The 19,413-nt window shown below is 62.7% G+C and carries 17 protein-coding genes; 4 read left to right on the plus strand and 13 right to left on the minus strand.

Annotation, left to right across the window (positions count from 1 at the left end; all coding sequences use genetic code 11):
- Positions 1-4: 4 nt before the first annotated feature.
- From CAK78_RS08120 to rlmD, 12 genes are all read right to left on the minus strand, one after another.
- Positions 5-586, minus strand: a complete 582-nt coding sequence (locus CAK78_RS08120; protein ID WP_010635013.1) for a YqaA family protein — start codon at positions 584-586, stop codon at positions 5-7.
- On the minus strand, positions 583-1,200 hold the full coding sequence (locus tag CAK78_RS08125) for a protein-L-isoaspartate(D-aspartate) O-methyltransferase (RefSeq protein WP_094696949.1): 618 nt from the start codon (positions 1,198-1,200) through the stop codon (positions 583-585). Before CAK78_RS08125 ends, CAK78_RS08120 begins: the two co-directional genes overlap by 4 nt.
- A 4-nt stretch (positions 1,201-1,204) precedes the next feature.
- Entirely contained in the window at positions 1,205-1,951 is a 747-nt protein-coding gene (gene surE / locus CAK78_RS08130) for a 5'/3'-nucleotidase SurE (RefSeq protein ID WP_005309435.1), read from the minus strand.
- Positions 1,932-2,990, minus strand: coding sequence for a tRNA pseudouridine(13) synthase TruD (gene truD / locus CAK78_RS08135; protein ID WP_094696950.1), 1,059 nt, complete (start codon positions 2,988-2,990; stop codon positions 1,932-1,934). Before truD ends, surE begins: the two co-directional genes overlap by 20 nt.
- Positions 2,990-3,466: a 2-C-methyl-D-erythritol 2,4-cyclodiphosphate synthase gene (gene ispF / locus CAK78_RS08140; RefSeq protein WP_005309431.1), complete on the minus strand. Its 477-nt coding sequence runs from the start codon at positions 3,464-3,466 to the stop codon at positions 2,990-2,992. The genes truD and ispF overlap by 1 nt, the downstream gene beginning before the upstream one ends.
- Positions 3,463-4,194, minus strand: a complete 732-nt coding sequence (ispD, locus tag CAK78_RS08145) for a 2-C-methyl-D-erythritol 4-phosphate cytidylyltransferase (RefSeq protein WP_094696951.1) — start codon at positions 4,192-4,194, stop codon at positions 3,463-3,465. The genes ispF and ispD overlap by 4 nt, the downstream gene beginning before the upstream one ends.
- Positions 4,187-4,504 carry a cell division protein FtsB gene (gene ftsB / locus CAK78_RS08150; RefSeq protein WP_005309428.1) on the minus strand — a complete coding sequence of 106 codons (318 nt, stop codon included), beginning with the start codon at positions 4,502-4,504 and terminating at the stop codon, positions 4,187-4,189. The genes ispD and ftsB overlap by 8 nt, the downstream gene beginning before the upstream one ends.
- 178 nt (positions 4,505-4,682) lie before the next feature.
- A complete protein-coding gene (gene eno, locus CAK78_RS08155) occupies positions 4,683-5,984 on the minus strand; it encodes a phosphopyruvate hydratase (RefSeq protein WP_005309426.1) in 1,302 nt (433 codons plus the stop codon).
- An 89-nt stretch (positions 5,985-6,073) separates the two neighbouring features.
- Positions 6,074-7,711 (minus strand): glutamine hydrolyzing CTP synthase, encoded by a 1,638-nt coding sequence (gene pyrG / locus CAK78_RS08160; RefSeq protein WP_005309423.1) that lies wholly within the window; start codon positions 7,709-7,711, stop codon positions 6,074-6,076.
- 141 nt (positions 7,712-7,852) lie between these two features.
- The gene (mazG, locus tag CAK78_RS08165; RefSeq protein WP_094696952.1) at positions 7,853-8,650 is read right to left on the minus strand and encodes a nucleoside triphosphate pyrophosphohydrolase; all 798 of its coding nucleotides are present in this window, start codon (positions 8,648-8,650) and stop codon (positions 7,853-7,855) included.
- A gap of 82 nt (positions 8,651-8,732) precedes the next feature.
- Positions 8,733-10,946: a GTP diphosphokinase gene (gene relA, locus CAK78_RS08170; protein ID WP_005309420.1), complete on the minus strand. Its 2,214-nt coding sequence runs from the start codon at positions 10,944-10,946 to the stop codon at positions 8,733-8,735.
- Between the two features lie 265 nt (positions 10,947-11,211).
- Complete coding sequence (gene rlmD, locus CAK78_RS08175; protein ID WP_094696953.1) at positions 11,212-12,534, minus strand: 23S rRNA (uracil(1939)-C(5))-methyltransferase RlmD; 1,323 nt, start codon at positions 12,532-12,534, stop codon at positions 11,212-11,214.
- Between the two features lie 153 nt (positions 12,535-12,687).
- Here rlmD and barA point away from each other — a divergent pair, with 153 nt between their 5' ends.
- From barA to CAK78_RS08190, 3 genes are all read left to right on the plus strand, one after another.
- On the plus strand, positions 12,688-15,399 hold the full coding sequence (barA, locus tag CAK78_RS08180; protein WP_094696954.1) for a two-component sensor histidine kinase BarA: 2,712 nt from the start codon (positions 12,688-12,690) through the stop codon (positions 15,397-15,399).
- Positions 15,400-15,470: 71 nt separating this feature from the next.
- Positions 15,471-15,947, plus strand: coding sequence for a DUF1456 family protein (locus CAK78_RS08185; RefSeq protein ID WP_094696955.1), 477 nt, complete (start codon positions 15,471-15,473; stop codon positions 15,945-15,947).
- A gap of 3 nt (positions 15,948-15,950) precedes the next feature.
- Positions 15,951-16,850 carry an N-acetylmuramoyl-L-alanine amidase gene (locus tag CAK78_RS08190; RefSeq protein ID WP_094696956.1) on the plus strand — a complete coding sequence of 300 codons (900 nt, stop codon included), beginning with the start codon at positions 15,951-15,953 and terminating at the stop codon, positions 16,848-16,850.
- 176 nt (positions 16,851-17,026) lie between these two features.
- Here the strand turns inward: CAK78_RS08190 and CAK78_RS08195 are convergent, their stop codons facing one another.
- Positions 17,027-17,824, minus strand: coding sequence for a DeoR family transcriptional regulator (locus CAK78_RS08195; protein WP_005309410.1), 798 nt, complete (start codon positions 17,822-17,824; stop codon positions 17,027-17,029).
- A 272-nt stretch (positions 17,825-18,096) separates the two neighbouring features.
- Between CAK78_RS08195 and kbaZ the strand changes: the two genes are divergently transcribed.
- Positions 18,097-19,410, plus strand: coding sequence for a tagatose-bisphosphate aldolase subunit KbaZ (gene kbaZ / locus CAK78_RS08200; RefSeq protein ID WP_094696957.1), 1,314 nt, complete (start codon positions 18,097-18,099; stop codon positions 19,408-19,410).
- Positions 19,411-19,413: the final 3 nt, after the last annotated feature.

Below are 19,413 nucleotides of genomic sequence, written 5' to 3' on the forward strand. Positions count from 1 at the left end.
ATCCTCAACGACTAAACCAGAAATAGGCCACGACGGCCAAACCAATACAGAGCCAACCCAGCACATCCACATAGTGCATCAGCTTGCGCTCCATCTTTTCGCCACCCCAGCGCATCAGACCCGCCACCAGGAAAAAGCGCATGCCACGCCCGATCAGCGAGGTCACGATGAAGGGCAGCAGTGCCATTTGCAGCAGACCGGCCGTCACGGTAAACACCTTGTAGGGGATCGGCGTGAAGCTGGCAATAAAAATCACCCAGATACCCCACTGCTGGAACCACTGCTCGGCCACGGCAATCTTGTCCTCATAGCCGACCGACGCAACCAGCGGCTGGACTACCGGCTCCCACAGGGCATAGCCGAGCAGGTAACCCACCAGGGCCCCCAGTACCGAAAACAGGGTGGCGAGCGCGGCATAGTGCCAGGCCCGCCGGGGTTTGCCGAGCGCCATGGGGGCCAGCATCACATCCACCGGTATGGGCCAGAACACCGACTCGATGAAGGCGGTGATCGCCAGATACCAGGGGGCATACTTGTGGCGCGCCCACTGCATCACCAGCACATAGAGGCGGGAAAACAACTTCACTCGACATCTCCGTCAATCAGGGGAACAAAACGAACCGGCTCCAGGATCCGGCTGGTGAGCTGGGAGCCCGACCGCTCGATCAGCTGCAGGGTCTGCTGACTATCCCCCACCGGCAACACCAGCCTGCCACCGTCGGCCAGCTGGTCGGTGAGGGCCGTCGGCACCTCGCTGGCGGCCGCCGTGACCAGAATGGCGTCAAACGGTCCTTTATTGGGCCAGCCCAGCCAGCCATTGCCGTGCTTGGCGGAGACATTGTGCAGATCGAGCTGGCGCAGCCGGCGCCGGGCCTGGAACTGCAGAGACTTGATCCGCTCCACCGTGTAGACGTGCTCCGTCAGATTGGCCAGCACCGCCGTCTGATAACCCGACCCTGTGCCAATCTCCAGCACGTGGGCCGGATTGTTCTGGATCAGCAGTTCGGTCATGCGCGCCACCATGTAGGGCTGCGAGATGGTCTGGCCGTGCCCGATGGGCAGGGCCGTATTATCCCAGGCCTTGTGGGCCATGGCTTCATCCACGAACAGCTGGCGCGGCACCTTGGCAATCGCCGCGAGTACGCGGAAATCGCGAATGTCCTGCGCGATCAGCTGGTTTAACAGGCGCTGTACTATCACACCTTCATCCCTGCAGGTCCAACCAAGCCCCCAGCCCCGCCAGACTGCTGTAGGCTGTCATATCGATGGTCAGGGGGGTGATCGAGACGTAGCCCTGCTCGATGGCGGCGAAATCCGTGCCTTCTCCCGCATCTTGCTGGCTGCCGGGGGGGCCGATCCAGTAGATGGGCTGGCCGCGGGGATCCTCGGTGCAGATCACCGACTCCGCCCGGTGGCGGTTGCCAAGGCGCGTCACCCGAATCCCCTTGATCTGATCGAGGGGCAGGTCAGGCACATTGACGTTGAGGATCTGATCGGCAGGCAGCGGGTGCACCATCATGCCTTTCACCAGCAGGGCCGCGTAGTGGGCCGCCGTGGCGAAATGGGTCTTGCCTACCAGCGAGATGGCCAGCGAGGGGAAGCCGAGGTGGCGCCCCTCGGTCGCGGCCGCCACCGTGCCCGAGTAGATGACGTCATCCCCCAGGTTGGCACCGTGGTTGATGCCGGCCACCACCATGTCGGGTTCCGGGCGCACCAGCTCGTTGACAGCCAGGTGCACGCAATCGGTCGGCGTTCCCTTCACCGCATGATATCCGGTTTCGGCGATGCGGGTGACCCGCAGCGGCACTTCCAGCGTCAGGGAGTGACTCGCCCCGCTGCGATTGCGATCCGGCGCCACCACGATGACCTCGCCGCAGGCGGCCAGCGCCTCGCTGAGGGCGCGGATACCCTCGGCATGCACACCGTCGTCATTACTGACCAGAATTCTCATCGGACTGATTCCTGAAACCATGATCGGCCTCTTCGGCCTGCATTAACTCGCGCACCACGCTGGTGGCAAACGCCCCGGCCGGCAGGAAGAACGACAGGGTCAGCACGGCCCCCTCCAGCTGCCAGCTCATGGCCTGCGGCTTGAGCAGCAAGGGACGGCGATCCTGATCCAGCCCCGCCTTCTCCAGCCCCTCGCACCAATCGCTATAGGGCGCCAGCACCGCCTGCTCGAACTCGGCGGCGGCGCCCTGGCTGGCAGAGCGACCACGGCCCCACTGGGGCGCGGTGAGCTGCACGTCGCCGGAGGCGAGACGCACTTCCAGCTCGGGCGTCACGCTCTCTTCGCTGAAGATGGAGTGGCTGCCTTTGAGCATCACGCAGTCACCGGCCAGCAGCTGATGGGCCAGTCCCTGCTCGATGCGGGCGCTGACGATGGCGTTGAACAGCATGCTGCGGGCGGCGGAGAGGTAGAGGGAGCGCTTGTTGCGGTCCTTGATCCGCTTGCCGGCGAACATCGCCTTGGCGGCCTCCAGATTGTTGCCACCGCGGCCGAAACGCTGCTCGCCGTAGTAGTTGGGCACGCCCTGGTCGGCGATGGCCTGCAGGCGGGACTCCAGTCCCTCGGCCTGTTCCAGCGCGGTGAGGCGCAGGGTGAAGTGGTTGCCCTTGAGATAGCCGACCCGCAGCTTCTTGTTGTGACGCTTCACCTGCAGGATCCGGATGCTGTCGCTCTCGATGACCGAGAGATCCGGCTCTGCCTTGCCAGGCAGGTGGATACCGAACCACTGTTCGGTCACCGCGTGGCGATCTTTCAGCCCGGCCCAGGTCACCGCATTGCGGGCAACCCCGGCCGCATCGGCCAGCAGGCCCGCCACCCAGGCGGTGTTCTCGCCGGTTTTGCGCACCTGGACGAAGATGTGCTCACCCTCGCCGCAGGGTTCAAACCCGAGATCTTCATTGACCACGAAGTCGGCGGCTTGCGCCTTGAGGATGCCGCGGGCAGTGGGCGCCCCGTGCAGGTAGGCCAGTTGTTCGAGCATTATTGTTTCACCAGTAAGACGACGGCTTCGGTGGCGATCCCTTCCTTGCGCCCCGTGAATCCAAGCTGTTCGGTGGTCGTCGCCTTGACGTTCACCCGGTTCAAATCACATTGCAGATCGGCGGCCAGCACGGCGCACATGGCGTCGATGTGGGGCGCCATCTTGGGCGCCTGGGCGATGATGGTCACATCCAGATTGCCGATGGCATAACCCGCCTTCTGCACCCGCGCAAACACGTCCCGCAGCAGGATGCGGCTGTCGATGCCCTTGAATTCGGCCGCGGTATCGGGGAAATGGCGGCCGATGTCGCCGGCGCCGATGGCCCCCAGCAGGGCATCGCTCACCGCATGCAGCACCACATCACCATCGGAGTGAGCCAGCAGGCCCTGTTCATACGGCACCGCCACCCCGCCCAGCATGCAGGGGCCAACCCCACCAAACTTGTGTACATCAAAACCATGTCCAATCCGGATCATGCCAGCTCCTCTGTGGGTGAATCGGGTCGCGCCGGCCGGCGCGCGTCTTGTTGCTGCAAATAGAGCCCCGCCAGGGAGAGATCCTCCGGCCGGGTCACCTTGATGTTGTCGGCTCGCCCTTCCACCATTCGCACCGGGAAGCCGGCCCGCTCCATGGCGGAGGCCTCATCCGTGATGGTGGCCCCCAGTGCCAGCCCCTCCTCCAGTGCCCGCTTGAGGGGGCCGGTGGGGAACATCTGCGGGGTCAGGGCGTGCCAGAGCTCCTCGCGCTCGACGGTGGCGAGGATGTTGCCGGTGGCGTCGGAGCGCTTCATGGTGTCGCGCACCCGGCTGCCGAGGATGGCGCCGCCACAGGCCATGGCGGTAGCGATGAGGCGATCGAGATCGCCGTGGGTCAGACAGGGGCGGGCGGCATCGTGCACCAGCACCCACTCCCCTTGCGTCACGTGCAGCGCATTGAGCACGGAGAAGGCGCGCTCGGCGCCCCCTTCCACTCGCAGGATCCTCGGATCGGCGGCCACAGCCAGGGTATCGAACCAGCAGTCATGGGGAGCCAGCGCCACTATGACCTGAGCAATGGCCGGGTGGGAGAGCAGCCGGGTCAGGGTGTGCTCCAGAATGGTCATGCCCGCCAGCTGCAGATACTGTTTCGGGCACTCGGCCCCCATCCGGCTGCCGATGCCGGCGGCCGGCACGATGGCGGTCAGTCCGCTGTGATGATCAGTCATCGTAGGCTGCGTCTCCGGAACTGGAGCCCTTGTCTTTGTCCTTGGGAATGATGCGGTAGAAGGTCTCGCCCTGCTTGATGTAGCCAAGATCGTTGCGCGACAGCTCCTCGATGGCTTCCAGGCCCGAGGTCAGGTCATCAATCTCGCGATAAATCAGGTTGTTGCGATCCTTGAGTACCAGATTGTCCTGCTGCTGCCGGGTGATGGCATCGGACAGCTCACGATAGTCAGACAGGCCGTTCTTCCCCAGCCAGAGGTCGTATTGAAGCCCTCCCAACAGGAAGAGCAGGATAAGAGTGAGTAGCCGCATGCACTGAGTCTCCTTCAAGCGGCCTAGTTTCCCATATTCGCAGGCAAGACAAAAGAAAGCCTGTGTCCCGGATGGGTTCGGTCGGAACAAAAAATGCAGAATCCGGGGATGGGGGTGACACAGACGAAAAAGCCCCGCCGGATGGCGGGGCTTTGTGAAGCAGGAGAACAGGCGACGATTAAGCCTGGTTCTTCACTTCTTTCAGACCGCGGAACGGAGCCTTGGCACCCAGGGCTTCTTCGATGCGGATCAGCTGGTTGTACTTGGCAACACGGTCAGAACGGCTCATGGAACCGGTCTTGATCTGGCCAGCAGCGGTACCAACGGCCAGGTCGGCGATGGTCGCGTCTTCGGTCTCACCGGAGCGGTGGGAGATGACGGCAGTGTAGCCAGCGTCTTTGGCCATCTTGATGGCAGCCAGAGTTTCGGTCAGGGAACCGATCTGGTTGAACTTGATCAGGATGGAGTTGGCGATGCCGTTGTCGATACCGCGCTTCAGGATCTTGGTGTTGGTTACGAACAGGTCGTCACCCACGATCTGGATTTTCTTGCCCAGTTTCTGGGTCTGGTAGGCGAAGCCTTCCCAGTCAGATTCGTCCAGGCCGTCTTCGATGGAGACGATCGGGAACTTGGCAGTCAGCTCTTCCAGGAAGTCGGAGAAACCGTTGGAGGTGAAGACACGGCCTTCGCCTTTCAGGTTGTACTCTTTCTTCTCTGCGTCGTAGAACTCGGAAGCAGCGCAGTCCATGGCCAGGGTCACGTCGGTGCCCAGCTTGTAACCGGCAGCAGCAACGGCTTCAGCGATCACTTCCAGCGCTTCGGCGTTGGATTTCAGGTTCGGAGCGAAACCACCTTCGTCACCAACGGCGGTGTTGTAACCCTTGGACTTCAGCACTTTGGCCAGGTTGTGGAACACTTCGGCGCCCATGCGAACGGCTTCTTTCAGGGTCTTGGCGCCAACCGGCTGGATCATGAACTCCTGGATATCGACGTTGTTGTCGGCGTGCTCACCACCGTTGATGATGTTCATCATGGGCAGCGGCATGGAGTAGACACCCGGGGTGCCGTTCAGCTCGGCGATGTGGGCGTACAGCGGCATGCCTTTGGCAGCAGCGGCAGCTTTGGCGTTGGCTAGGGAAACAGCCAGGATGGCGTTGGCGCCGAACTTGGATTTGTTCTCGGTACCGTCGAGGTCGATCATGATCTGGTCGACAGTGGCCTGGTCCTTGGCATCTTTACCCAGCAGAGCCTGAGCGATCGGGCCGTTGACGGCTTCGAGGGCTTTCAGCACGCCTTTACCCAGGAAACGGCTCTTGTCGCCGTCACGCAGTTCCAGCGCTTCGCGGGAACCGGTGGACGCGCCAGACGGAGCGGCTGCCATACCAACAAAACCACCTTCCAGGTGAACTTCGGCCTCAACGGTCGGGTTACCACGGGAGTCGATGATTTCACGACCGATCACTTTAACGATCTTGGACATGTGTATTTCCTCAGGTTTCGTAAAAAAACAACAAAAATATGCCAAAAAAAGCGGCTGTGGCACAGGGCCCCAACCGCATTTATTTTCAATTACTTCAGATTACGCTTCTGATACTCGCCCGCCGCCTTCACAAAACCGGCGAACAGGGCGTGGCCATCACGAGGAGTCGAGGTGAACTCCGGGTGGAACTGCGCGGCCACGAACCAAGGGTGATCCGGGATCTCGATGATTTCCACCAACTTCTTGTCGGCGGAGAGACCGGTCACTTTCAGACCCGCTGCTTCGATCTGCGGCAGCAGCTTGTTGTTCACTTCATAACGGTGACGGTGGCGCTCGTAAATGGTCGGGCTGCCGTACATCTGACGCACCTTGGAATCTTCCACCAGGTGGCAGAGCTGGGAACCCAGACGCATGGTGCCGCCCAGATCGGACTTCTCGGTCCGGGTCTCGACGTTGCCTTCGTCATCCACCCACTCGGTGATGAGACCCACGACCGGGTAGGCGCAATCTTTCTTGAATTCGGAGGAGTGAGCCCCGGCCATGCCGGCCACGTTGCGGGCAAATTCGATCATGGCAACCTGCATGCCGAGACAGATGCCGAGATACGGGATCTTGTTCTCGCGGGCATACTGGGCCGCCAGGATCTTGCCTTCCACGCCGCGCTCGCCGAAGCCACCCGGTACCAGGATCGCGTCCAGACCTTCCAGCAGCTCGGCGCCACGGGTCTCGATGTCCTGGGAATCGATGTACTTGATGTTGACGGAGAGACGGGTCTTCAGACCGCCGTGCTTGAGCGCCTCGTTGACGGACTTGTAGGCATCCGGCAGGGAGACGTACTTGCCCACCATGCCGATGGTCACTTCTGCAGTTGGGTTGGCCTCTTCATAGATGACCTGTTCCCACTCGGCCAGATCGGCCTCCTTGCACTCGATGCCGAAGCGCTCGGTGATGTAGGAGTCCAGGTTCTGGGATTTCAGCAGCGCCGGGATCTTGTAGATGGAGTCGACGTCCTTCATGGAGATGACGGCACGCTCCGGCACGTTGCAGAACAGGGCGATCTTGGCACGTTCGTTGGCCGGAATGGCGCGGTCGGAACGGCAGATCAGCACGTCCGGCTGGATACCGATGGAGAGCAGCTCCTTCACGGAGTGCTGGGTCGGCTTGGTCTTCACTTCGCCGGCGGCGGCCAGATAAGGCACCAGGGTCAGGTGCATGAACATGGCGTTGTTGCGACCCACTTCGGCAGCCAGCTGACGAATGGCTTCGAGGAACGGCAGGGACTCGATATCGCCCACGGTACCGCCCACTTCGACGATGGCAACCTGATGGCCTTCGGCACCGGCAATCACCCGCTCTTTAATGGCGTTGGTGATGTGCGGGATCACCTGAATGGTGGCGCCCAGATAGTCGCCGCGGCGCTCTTTGCGCAGCACGTCGGCGTAGATGCGACCGGTGGTGAAGTTGTTGCGGCGGGTCATCTTGGTGCGGATGAAGCGCTCGTAGTGGCCCAAGTCCAGATCGGTCTCGGCCCCGTCCTCGGTTACGAACACTTCACCGTGCTGGGTCGGGCTCATGGTGCCCGGATCCACGTTGATATAGGGGTCCAGTTTCATGATGGTCACATCCAGACCACGGGCTTCCAGAATGGCTGCCAGAGAAGCTGCGGCAATGCCTTTGCCGAGGGATGAAACAACGCCACCAGTTACAAAAATATATTTTGTCGTCATGCTGAACCTGAAAGAAGTTTAGGGAATTTTAAGGGGTGCTTCGGGGATGAAGCAGGACGGGGAAACAGTATACCAAAACCCCCTCTCCCAAACAATGAACAAAAATCTATCAGGCTCCCGGCGCCCCCATCTTGCGCCAAATCAACTTTGTTCGGTTTCCTTGGCCTTGACCCAGGCGGCATCCAGCTTCTCGAGGCTGCAGTCGGTCATTTTCAGCCCTTCCGCGGCGATAAACTGTTCAACCTGACGAAAGCGGCGTTCGAACTTGGCGTTGGCGCCCCGCAGCACCTGCTCCGGATCCTTGCCGAGATGACGCACCAGGTTGACGGTGGCAAACAGCAGATCGCCGAGTTCGTCACTCACCCGCGCTTCATCCACGTCGGCCATCAGCGCCTCTTCCATCACCTCGTCGATCTCCTCGTGGATCTTATCCACCACCGGGCCCAGGGTCTTCCAGTCGAAGCCGACGGTGGCGCAGCGCTTCTGGATCTTGGCGGCGCGGGTCAGGGCCGGCAGCGAGAGGGGGATGTCGTCAAGCACGCTCTCTTTATCGAGTGCCGCCCGCTCTTTGGCCTTTTCCGCCTCCCAGTTCACCTTCACCGCCTGCTCGTCGCCAAGGTCGGCATCAGAGAAGACATGGGGGTGGCGACGAATCAGCTTCTCGCTCACCGTGTCGACGATGTCGGCAAAGTCGAACAGCCCCTGCTCCTTGCCAAGCTGGGCATAGAACACCACCTGGAACAGCAGATCCCCCAGCTCCCCTTTCAGCCCCTGCCAATCTTCGGTCTCGATGGCATCGGCCACCTCGTAGGCCTCCTCCAGGGTGTACGGCACTATGGTCTGAAAGCTCTGCTTGAGATCCCAGGGGCAGCCCCCGTTCGGGTCGCGCAGTTTGGCCATGATGGCGAGCAGTTGGGGCAGGTCGTAACGTTGGGACATGGGATGTTCGCTTTTCTTGATGCTACCGGGAGAAAACAGTGACCGACCTGGCGGTCGGTCACGAGTGCAGTGTTGCGTACGATCAGAGGCGCTTGGCGCTGATCACGTCGTTGAGCTGGCTCAGCTTGGCCAACGCCCGGTTGAAGGCGTTGATGTTGTAAATTTCCAGCTCCATGTCGATCTCGGCGGTCTGCTCGCGCACGTTGGAGCGCGAGCGCACCCCCATCACGTTGATCTTCTCGTTGGCGAGCACTGTGGTGATGTCGCGCAGCAGGCCGGATCTGTCGTTGGAGAGGATGCGGATGGTGAGACCGTAACCGCCGGAGTAGTTCTCCCCCCATACCGCGTCGATCAACCGCTCCGGGTTGCGCCGTGACAGCTCTTTGAGTTGCTCGCAATCCTCCCGGTGGATGGAAACGCCGCGGCCCATGGTGATGAAGCCCTGGATGGCATCCCCGGGGATCGGCTGGCAGCAGCGGGCGATGTGGGTCATCAGGTTGCCGACCCCTTCCACCACGATGTGATCCTTGGGCTTGTGGCGGAACGGCGCATTGGCCTTTTGCTCCAGCTTCTCCAGCAGGCGGCGATCTTCCTCCTCCGCCGTCGGCTTGTTGTAGCAGGTGTCCAGGTAGTTGATCACCTGGTTGATGCGGATGTCGCCGCTGCCGATGCCGGCCAGCAGATCGTCGGTGCTCTCCAGATTGAAGCGGCGCAGCATGTTGCCCTTGTCGATCTTGGCCATGCTGAGGTTGTGGCGATCCAGCTCCTTGTCGAACAGCTCGCGCCCGGCGACGATGTTCTTGTCCCGATCCAGCTTTCTGAACCAGGTGGCCACCTTGGCCCGCGCCCGGCTGGAGCGCAGGAAGCCTGAGTTGGGGTTCATCCAGTCGCGGCTCGGATTCGGCTCCTTCTGGGTGATCACCTCCACCTGATCGCCGGTCTGCAGCGCATAGGTGAACGGCACGATGCGGCCGTCGATCTTGGCGCCGATGCAGCGGTGGCCGATCATGCTGTGGACGTGATAGGCAAAGTCGAGGGGCGTGGCCCCCGCCGGCAGGTCGATGACATCCCCTTTCGGAGTGAACACATAGACCCTGTCCTCGAACACCTGACTGCGCAGATCCTCGAGCAGGGAGCCGCTCTCGGAGAGATCCTCCTGCCAGGCGAGCAGCTTGCGCAGCCACTCGATCTTGTCTTCGAAGTTGTTGGCCTTGCCACCGGCCTGAGCCCCTTCCTTGTAGCGCCAGTGAGCCGCCACACCGAGCTCGGCATCCTGGTGCATCTGGTCGGTACGGATCTGGATCTCCACCGTCTTGCCCTCGGGCCCCACCACCACGGTGTGGATGGACTGGTAGCCGTTGGGTTTGGGGTTGGCGACATAGTCGTCAAACTCGCGGGGAATGTGGTGGAAGTGGGTGTGAACGATGCCGAGCGCCGCATAACAATCCTGCAGCCGCTTGGTCACCACCCGCACCGCGCGCACGTCGAACAGCTCGTTGAATTCGAGGTGCTTCTTCTGCATCTTGCGCCAGATGCTGTAGATGTGTTTCGGCCGGCCGTAGACTTCGGCCTCGACCCCCGCCTCTTTCAGGGCATCGCGCAGGGACTGCACGAATTCGCGGATGTAGCGCTCCCGATCGAGCCGCTTCTCGTCGAGCTGTTTGGCGATCTGCTTGTAGGTATCCGGGTGCAGGTAGCGGAAGGCAAGATCCTCGAGCTCCCACTTGAGCTGACCGATGCCGAGCCGGTTGGCCAGCGGGGCGTAGATGTTGGTGATCTCCTGGGCCATCAGCACCCGGGTCTCTTCATCCGCCTTCTTTGCCTCCCGCAGGCAGGCGATCCGCTCCGCCAGCTTGATCACCACGGCGCGCACATCCTCGACCATGGCGAGCAGCATGCGCCGCACGTTGTCGACCTGCTCCGGCGAGGTTTCGCTGCGGTGCAGGGTCTGCAGGGAGCGGATGGCCTCCATCTCCAGCACCCCTTCCACCAGCTTGGCGATCTTGGGACCGAAGTCCTCGTCCATCCGCTCCTGGCTGATGAGACCCGCTTCGACGAAGGGGTAGATGATGGCGGCCTTGAGGGTGCCGAGATCCATGCTGAGCATCAGCAGGATGCCCACCATTTCGACCCCGCGCACCAGCAGCCGGTTGGTGAGCGCTTCGTCACCGAGCGTCAGACAGTACTGGTAGACGGTTCGCAGCTGATCCTTGTCACTGTCACTCAGGGTGAGCGAGCTGACCCACTCCTCCAGAGTGAAGTTGTCTTTCAAATGAATATCGCGAACCGCAACCATGGTATCAATCCTTTAAATTATTGGGCCGAAGGCTGTCGCCCCCTCCCCTCATGAGATTGCCTCAAATGGGGATCTGCGGAGAATTTTTCAAGGCATATTGTCAAGAAAAACAATAGAGTTCTCCGCCAGGCCCTGCCGATTTACAAGGGTCTAGATTACCCCAATCATGCCTGCCCAGACAGCGTTATGGACGCCACCATCGTCAGGTAACGGCTGCCCTTCCCATGGCACCGCCACCACGTCCGTTTTGCCCATCATCGCTCGTCTATTTGCGCTCGAACAGCGCCATGGACTCCAGGTGGCCGGTGTGCGGGAACATGTCGAGCATGCCGAGGCGCACCAGCCGGTAGCCCCCTTTCACCAGCACCTGGCTGTCGCGCGCCAGGGTGACCGGATTACAGGAAACGTAGACCACCCGTCTGGGTGAAAGTTTCACGACGTGCTCCATCACCTCGAATGCACCGGGACGGGCCGGATCCAGCAGCACCAGATCGAACCCTTCCCGTGCCCAGGACATGCCGGCGATGTCACCGTTCAAGTCAGCCTTGTAGAAGCGTGCGTTCTCGATGCCATTGCGACGGGCGTTCTCTTCGGCGCGCGCCACCATGGCCAGCTCCCCTTCGACCCCCACCACTTCGCGGGCCTGACGGGCCAGCGGCAGGGTGAAGTTGCCGATGCCGCAGAAGAGATCGAGTACCTTGTCATCCTTGCCCGCCTCGAGCCAGTTCAGCGCCTGCTCTACCATGCGCTGGTTGACCGGGCCGTTGACCTGGATGAAGTCACCGGGAGCGAATGCAAGAGACAGGCCATCCAGCGAGTAGGAGGGCGCAAACTGCTGGTGCAGCGGCTCAATCTGCTCGTCGGCCGCCTGCAGATAGAGGTCGATCCCCTGCGCCTCGGCAAACTCGATCAGCTGCGCCCGATCCGCCTCGGTCGGCCGGCCGGTATGGCGCAGCAGCATCAGGATCCCCTGCTCGGCCTGGATCAGCTCCGCATGGCCCAGCTCACGCTGGCTCTTGAGGCGGTTGAGGCATTCGCGCAGCGGGGCGATCAGTGCGGAGAGCGGTTCGGCCAGCACCGGGCAGCCACTGATCTCCACCAGATCGTTTGACTGGCGACGACGAAAGCCCACCCGGGTGCAGCGGCCGTTCTTGTCGAACTTGATGGCCAGCCGGCAGACCCGGCGATAGGCGCGGGACTCCCCGCCCAGCACGGGCTCAAGCGCCGGGGGCTGGATGTTGCCGAGCCGCTCGAACAGGCTGACCAGGCCGGCCTCTTTGGCGGCGCGCTGATCCGCCTCAGCCAGGTGCTGGGCGCTGCAGCCGCCGCACTCGCGGTAGTGGCTGCAGAAGGGGGCGATGCGATTGGCCGCCGGGGTCACCACCTGTTGCAGGGCGGCGTGGGCATACTGCTTCTTGTCTTCGAGGATGCGGGCCTTGACCTGCTCACCGGGCAGCGCCCCTTCGATGAAGATCGCCTTGCCCTGGTGGCGGCCGATCCCGACGCAGTGGTGATCCAGGCTGTCTACCGTAAATTCAATGCGTTGGGGCTGGGTGGGTTTCTTTTGGGGCTTGAAAAACTGGGCCATAAAACTTGGTGCCTATAGGTGGCTATGTCATGATTGTGGAATCTGCAGCAGGCTATTGTCCCACAAGAATAATAGTATGACCAAATACGGCCTGTGGGCCCGCACCCGCTCGTTTACGCCATTGCCAACCCTGCTCTTCGGGGGATCATCCGCATGACCAAATACGGCCTTCGGGCGCGTGTGCTGGCCTTTACCATCTTGCCGACCCTGATCATCGGCGGCCTGATGGCCGGCTATTTCACCTTCCACCGCTATCAGCAGCTGGAAAACAACCTGATCGATCAGGGCATCAACATCATAGAGCCGCTGGCCATCGCCAGTGAATACGGCATGACCCAGCACAGCCGCGAGTCGCTCAAGCGGCTGATCGGCCTCACCCACCGCAAGAACTCGCCGCTCATCAAGTCCATCGCCGTCTTCACCCAGGACAACCAGCTGTTCGTGACGTCCAACTACCACAGGGACTTCACCCGGCTGCGGCTGCCGGACGGCAGCCAGATCCCCGAGCTCACCAGCGTCACCCTCTATGGTGACGACATCATCTTGCGCACCCCGATCCAGGCCGAGACCAGCATGGACGGCTTCCCGCTGCCGAGCGACGTGGAGCCGCCGATGATCGGCTACATATCCATGCAGATGACCACCGATCGGGCCATGATCCTGCAATACCGCGACACCTTCTTCGCGGTGATCATGGTGCTCATCGGCATCGCCTTCAGTACCCTGTTCGGCTTTCGGCTGGTCAAGAGCGTGACCCAGCCCATCACCGACATGGTGCAGGCGGTGCACAAGATCAGGGAGGGGCGGCTCGATACCCGGGTCAGCGGTCAGCTCACCGGCGAGCTGGACATGCTGAAAAACGGCATCAACGCCATGGCCAAGGCGCTCTCGGAATACCACGAGGAGATGCAGCAGAACATCGATCAGGCCACCTCCGACTTGCGCGAGACGCTGGAGCAGATAGAGATCCAGAACGTCGAGCTCGACATGGCCAAGAAGCGTGCGCAGGAGGCGGCGCGGGTCAAGTCGGAGTTCCTCGCCAACATGTCCCACGAGCTGCGCACCCCGCTCAACGGGGTCATCGGCTTTACCCGCCAGCTGCTCAAGACCAGCCTGACCCCGAGCCAGACCGACTACATGCAGACCATCGAGAAGTCGGCACGCAACCTGCTCGGCATCATCAACGACATCCTCGACTTCTCCAAGCTGGAGGCGGGCAAGCTGCAGCTGGAGCACATCCCCTTCAGCCTGCGCGACACCCTCAACGAGACCATGCACCTGCTCGGCCCCAGCGCCCACGACAAGCAGCTGGAGCTCTCCCTGCAGGTGGATGCCGAGGTGCCGGACTACCTCACCGGAGACCCCATGCGCCTGCAGCAGGTGCTCACCAACCTCACCGGCAACGCCATCAAGTTTACCGAGCGCGGCAACGTGGACGTGCGCATCCAGCAGACCGGCAGCCTCAGTGGCAACAAGGTGCGACTCAACGTGCTGATCCGCGACACCGGCATCGGCATCTCGGAAGAGCAGCAGCGCCAGCTGTTCCAGGCCTTCAACCAGGCCGACTCGTCCATCTCCCGCCGTTATGGCGGCACCGGCCTGGGCCTCGTCATCACCCAGAAGCTGGTGCAGCAGATGGGGGGGCAGATCCGCTTCGAATCGGAACTCGGCAAGGGATCTGTCTTCTCCTTCAGCCTGGATCTGGAGGTTTCCCCCCTGCCCCAGACCGACCGGTTGCCGCTGGATCGCATCCAGGGCAAGCGGGTCTGGCTGCTGGAACCGGATCCCTTCAGCCACTCCGCCATCTGCGCCCTGCTGGCGGAGTGGCAGTTGCAAGTGCACTCCCTGACCGGCGACGACCCCTGGCCCGAGATGAGCAGCCAGGACATGGTGATCATCGGCAGCGGTACCCAGCACAGCCCGCAGCAGGTGGTAGCGCGCCTCGACGGGCTGGATGGCCAGCAGAACACCATAGTGCTGCTCAGCAGCCACGAGCCTTCGCTCTACGAGGCCATGCTGGCCCACGGTGCCCAGCACTGCCTCTCCAAACCCATCAACCATCGCAAGCTGCTGCACGCCCTGCTCTCCCCCGAGGCGGCGCGCAGCGCCCCGCTGCCAGAGCCCTCCCCGCGCAGCGTGCAGGAGATCAAGGTGCTGGCGGTGGACGACAACGCAGCCAACCTCAAGCTCATCGCCGCCATGCTCAAGGAGATGGTGAGCCAGGTGGTGGTGTGCAAGAACGGCAAGGAGGCGGTCAGACTGGCCCAGAGCCAGCCGTTCGACATCATCTTCATGGATATCCAGATGCCGATCATGGACGGCATCAGCGCCACCCAGGCTATTCGCAGCCAGTCCCTCAACACCGAGACCCCCATCGTCGCGGTCACCGCCCACGCCATTCCCGGCGAGCGGGAGCGGCTGATCCGCCAGGGCATGGACGACTACCTGGCCAAGCCCATCGACGAGGCCATGCTGGCCAAGCTCATCACCGACTTCGCCCATCGTCGCCACCAGAATCACGCCAGCCAGCAGATCGACTGGTCGCTGGCGGTGCGCCAGGCGGCGGGCAAGCTGGATCTCGCCAAGGAGATGCTGACCATGCTGATGACCAGTTTCGACGAGGTGGATCCGGTGCTGGAGGCTGCGCTCGCCGGCCAGGTGGAGGATAGCGAGGTGCTGGCCCAGCTCCATCGCCTCAACGGCGGCTGCGCCTACTCGGGGGTGCCTCGCCTGCAGCGGCTGCTCTCCCAGCTGGAGCAGCAGTTGCGAGACGGGGTGGCGGTGGCCGAACTCGAGCCCGAGTTGCTGGAGCTGCAGGATGCGATGGAGCAGGTGCGCCAGGAGGCTCCCCGCTATCTCGCCTGACAGGGTGGCCCGCTTTTTCTGACGCGGGCCCCGCCAGATGATAAAGTTGCGCCGTTTCCACAGGAGTCGACATGACCAACAACGATATTTTGCGCCGCCTGCGCTACGCCCTCAGCATCAGCAACGACCAGATGGTCGACATGTTCGCCAAGGGCAACCTGACCGTCACCCACACCCAGTTGCACGGCTGGCTGATGAAAGAGGCAGAAGAGGGTGAGGTGCAGGAGGCTGGCTTTGCCGCCTGCCCGGATTCGGCCCTGAGCCAGTTCCTCGACGGCCTGATCCTGGTGCGCCGCGGCGCGCGGGAAGATGCACCGCCCCAGGTGATCCCGAACCGGATCAACAACATGATCCTGCGCAAGCTGCGCATCGGCCTCAACTTCAAGGAAGAGGAGATGCTCGCCACCCTCAAGCTGGCGAACTTCAACCTCTCCAAGTCCGAGCTGAGCGCCCTGTTCCGCTCACGGGACCACAAGCACTACCAGGATTGCGGGGATCAGATCCTGCGCAACTTCCTCATCGGCCTCACCGCCAAGTATCGCGGCTGAACCATGGGCCGGCGTCTGCGCTCACCATCATCCCGCCTGCTGGCGGTGGGTGGGCGCCGTCGGCCATGGGGCAACTGCCGGCACTGGTATGCCCTCTGCCTCACCCTGCTGCTGAGCGCCTGTCAGCCAGCCCCCTATCGGCTCAACAACGACCATCAGAGCGCCAGCCAGAACGAGCGCATCGCCTTTCTGATCCTGCACTACACGGATGAAGACGATGAGCGTTCCCTGCGCCTGCTGACCGAGCCGGCCCATCAGGTGAGCGCCCACTACCTTATCCCGCGCGATACCCATGAGCGGCCGCTGCCGGTCTACCAGCTGGTGCCCGACAACCGGCGCGCCTGGCATGCCGGCCGCAGCCGCTGGCACCAGTATACGGGGCTCAATGCCAGCTCTCTTGGCATCGAGATCGTCAACCTCGGCTACCCGCCACAGGATGAGCTGCTGCCCGCCCACCAGCGGCGCTGGCAACCCTACACCCGGGCACAGATAGCCGCCCTCGGCGCCCTCGGCCGCGAGCTGGTCGAGCGCTACCAGATCCCTCCCACCCAGGTGCTGGCTCACAGCGACGTCGCCCCCGAGCGCAAGCAGGATCCCGGCCCCCACTTCCCCTGGCGCGAGCTGGCCCTGCACTACGGGGTGGGCGCCTGGCCCGATGAAACCCGGCTGGCCGAGCTGCGCCAGCAGCCGGTGCCTGCCTGGGATGCCCTCGGCTGGCAGCAACGGCTGGCCCGCTACGGCTATGGCGTAACCCCGAGCGGCAACTGGGACGAGCAGAGCCGCGCCGCCCTGCGCGCCTTTCAGCTCCACTTTCGGCCCGCGCTGGTCAGCGGTGAAGCGGATGGCGAGAGCCAGGCCATCCTGACAGCCCTGCTCGAGCGTTACTTTCCCGAGTCAGACTGACCCTCATCCCTACCGGTATCACGCCATTCTGCCCAAAGCAGAAGAACGCCGAACGTCAGGCCATCCTCCCTCCTCCTGCTCGAGCGTTATTTTCCCGCGCAACGCTGAGCTTCTCCCCGACCACGAAAGAGGGACGCCATGGCGTCCCTCTTTTGCATTCTCCGTCGAGTACCGATTCAGGCCTCCACCAGCAGCACCTCTATCCCGGCCTGGCGCAGACCGGCCAGGGTCTCGGCCGCGATGGCGTCGTCGGTGATCAGGGTGTGGATGCGCCGGGTATCGATGATCTTGTGCAGGCTCAGCCGGCCAAACTTGCTGGAGTCGGTCACGACGATGATCCGCTCGGCCACGTGGCACATGCAGCGGTTGAGCCTGGCCTCGTCTTCGTGATGGGTGCTGACGCCGCGCTCCAGATCGATGCCATCCACCCCGAGAAACAGCAGATCGAAGTGATAGTTCTGCAGGGAGAGATCCGCCTGGGCGCCGTAGAAGGAGAGCGACTTGCGGCGCAGGTGGCCCCCCGTCATCAGCAGCTCCACCCCTTCCGCCTCCAGCAGGGCATTCGCCACGTTCATGCCGTTGGTCATCACCACTATCTCCTGGTGATCGCGCAGGTGGCGTGCCACCTCCAGGGTGGTGGTGCCCGAGTCGAGAATGAGGCGGCAACCCGGCTGCACCAGGCTCGCCGCCATGGCGCCGATGCGCTGTTTGACCGGGGTGTTGAGCACGCTCTTGTCGGCGATGGTGCGCTCGGCCACCGGCTGGCCGGATTCACACAACAGGGCACCGCCGTAGGCGCGCACCGCCACCCCCTGTTTCTCCAGAAATGCCAGATCGTTGCGGATGGTGACGGTGGAGACCTGATAGTGGCCGGCCAGCTCGTTGACCTGAACGCTGCCATTGCTGCGCAGCTGTTGAATGATGCGCTCCCGTCGCTCGCTGGTACCGAGCACGCTCTTTTCGGTGATTTGCATAGTCTCTCTGCCGGAGTCCTGTGGTGAAAGTAGAGCTTTCACTTCGTTACGTTTCCCTATTAACACTCAGCCTCGATGGCAAATCAAGCTTTCATTGAATTGAAAAGTGCCGTCAGACTCCCTAAAACAGCCACAATCCTTTCGATTCATTTCTTTTTGTGATCTTGTTCAAGATGTGAACACGCTTTTATTTCGTTTCGAACGCCGTACGCCTAGGGTAAAGAAAGAAATCGAAAGCAAAGCATCTTGTTCAGGCCAAGAGGAAGAGGGAAATGAAATCAATGCTGGATCTGGTCGCACAACACAAGCAGGGGGAGCAGGTCGGGATCTACGCCGTCTGCTCCGCCCATCCGCTGGTGCTGGAGGCGGCCTTGCGACTGGCGGCGCAAGGAGACCAGCTGCTGCTGGTCGAGGCCACCTCCAATCAGGTGGATCAATTTGGCGGCTACACCGGCATGACACCGGCCGATTTTCGCGACCTGCTGCACCGGCTCGCCGCCGAGTGCCGGTTTCCCGTGCAGCGGCTGGTACTGGGTGGGGATCACCTCGGCCCCAACCGCTGGCAGAGCGAGCCCGCCGAACAGGCCATGGCCCACGCCGAGGATCTCGTCGCCAGCTATGTCGCGGCCGGCTTCAAGAAAATCCACCTCGACTGCAGCATGTCCTGCCAGGGGGATCCGGTGCCGCTGACCGACGAACTGGTGGCGGTGCGCGCCGCCCGGCTGGCAAGCGTGGCCGAGCAGACCGCCACAGAGCAGTTTGGCCACAGCGACCTGGTCTATGTGATTGGCACCGAAGTGCCGGTACCGGGCGGTGCCCACGAAGAGCTGGCCGAGCTGGCGGTCACCACGCCGGAGGCGGCGCACCACACCCTGGCCGCCCACCAGCAGGCCTTCGAGCAGGCCGGACTGGCCCAGCTCTGGCCGCGGGTGATCGGTCTGGTGGTGCAGCCCGGCGTGGAGTTCGACCACACCCACGTCATCGACTACCGCCCCGAGCGGGCCGCCCCCTTGAGCCGGATGATCGAGGCCTATCCCCATCTGGTGTTCGAGGCCCACTCCACCGATTACCAGACCCCGGATGCCTACCACCAGCTGGTGCGCGATCACTTCGCCATCCTCAAGGTCGGCCCCGCCCTCACCTTCGCCCTGCGCGAGGCACTGTTTGCCCTCGCCGCCATCGAGGAGGAGCTGGTGGTGGCCAAGGCCTGCTCGGGCCTGCGCCAGGTGCTGGAAGAGACCATGCTGGATCGCCCCGACTTCTGGCGCAGCCACTATCAGGGCAGCCCCAACGAGTGCCGGCTGGCCCGCGGCTACAGCTACTCCGATCGCATTCGCTACTACTGGCCCGACAGCCGGGTCGATGAGTGCTACGCCCGGTTGCTGGCCAACCTGGCCGCCGAACCCATTCCCCTGCCGCTGCTCAGCCAGCACCTGCCGCTGCAATACCGCAAGGTGCGCCAGGGCACGCTGTCGCCCCGGGTGCACGACCTCATTCTCGATCAGGTGCAGGAGGTGCTGCGCCAATACGCGGCGGCCTGCTGCGCCTCCCCCGCCAGCCACTCCCGGCTGACCCCGGTTGTATAAGGA

Source organism: Aeromonas sp. A35_P (assembly GCF_002259925.1).
Taxonomy (GTDB): domain Bacteria; phylum Pseudomonadota; class Gammaproteobacteria; order Enterobacterales; family Aeromonadaceae; genus Aeromonas; species Aeromonas dhakensis.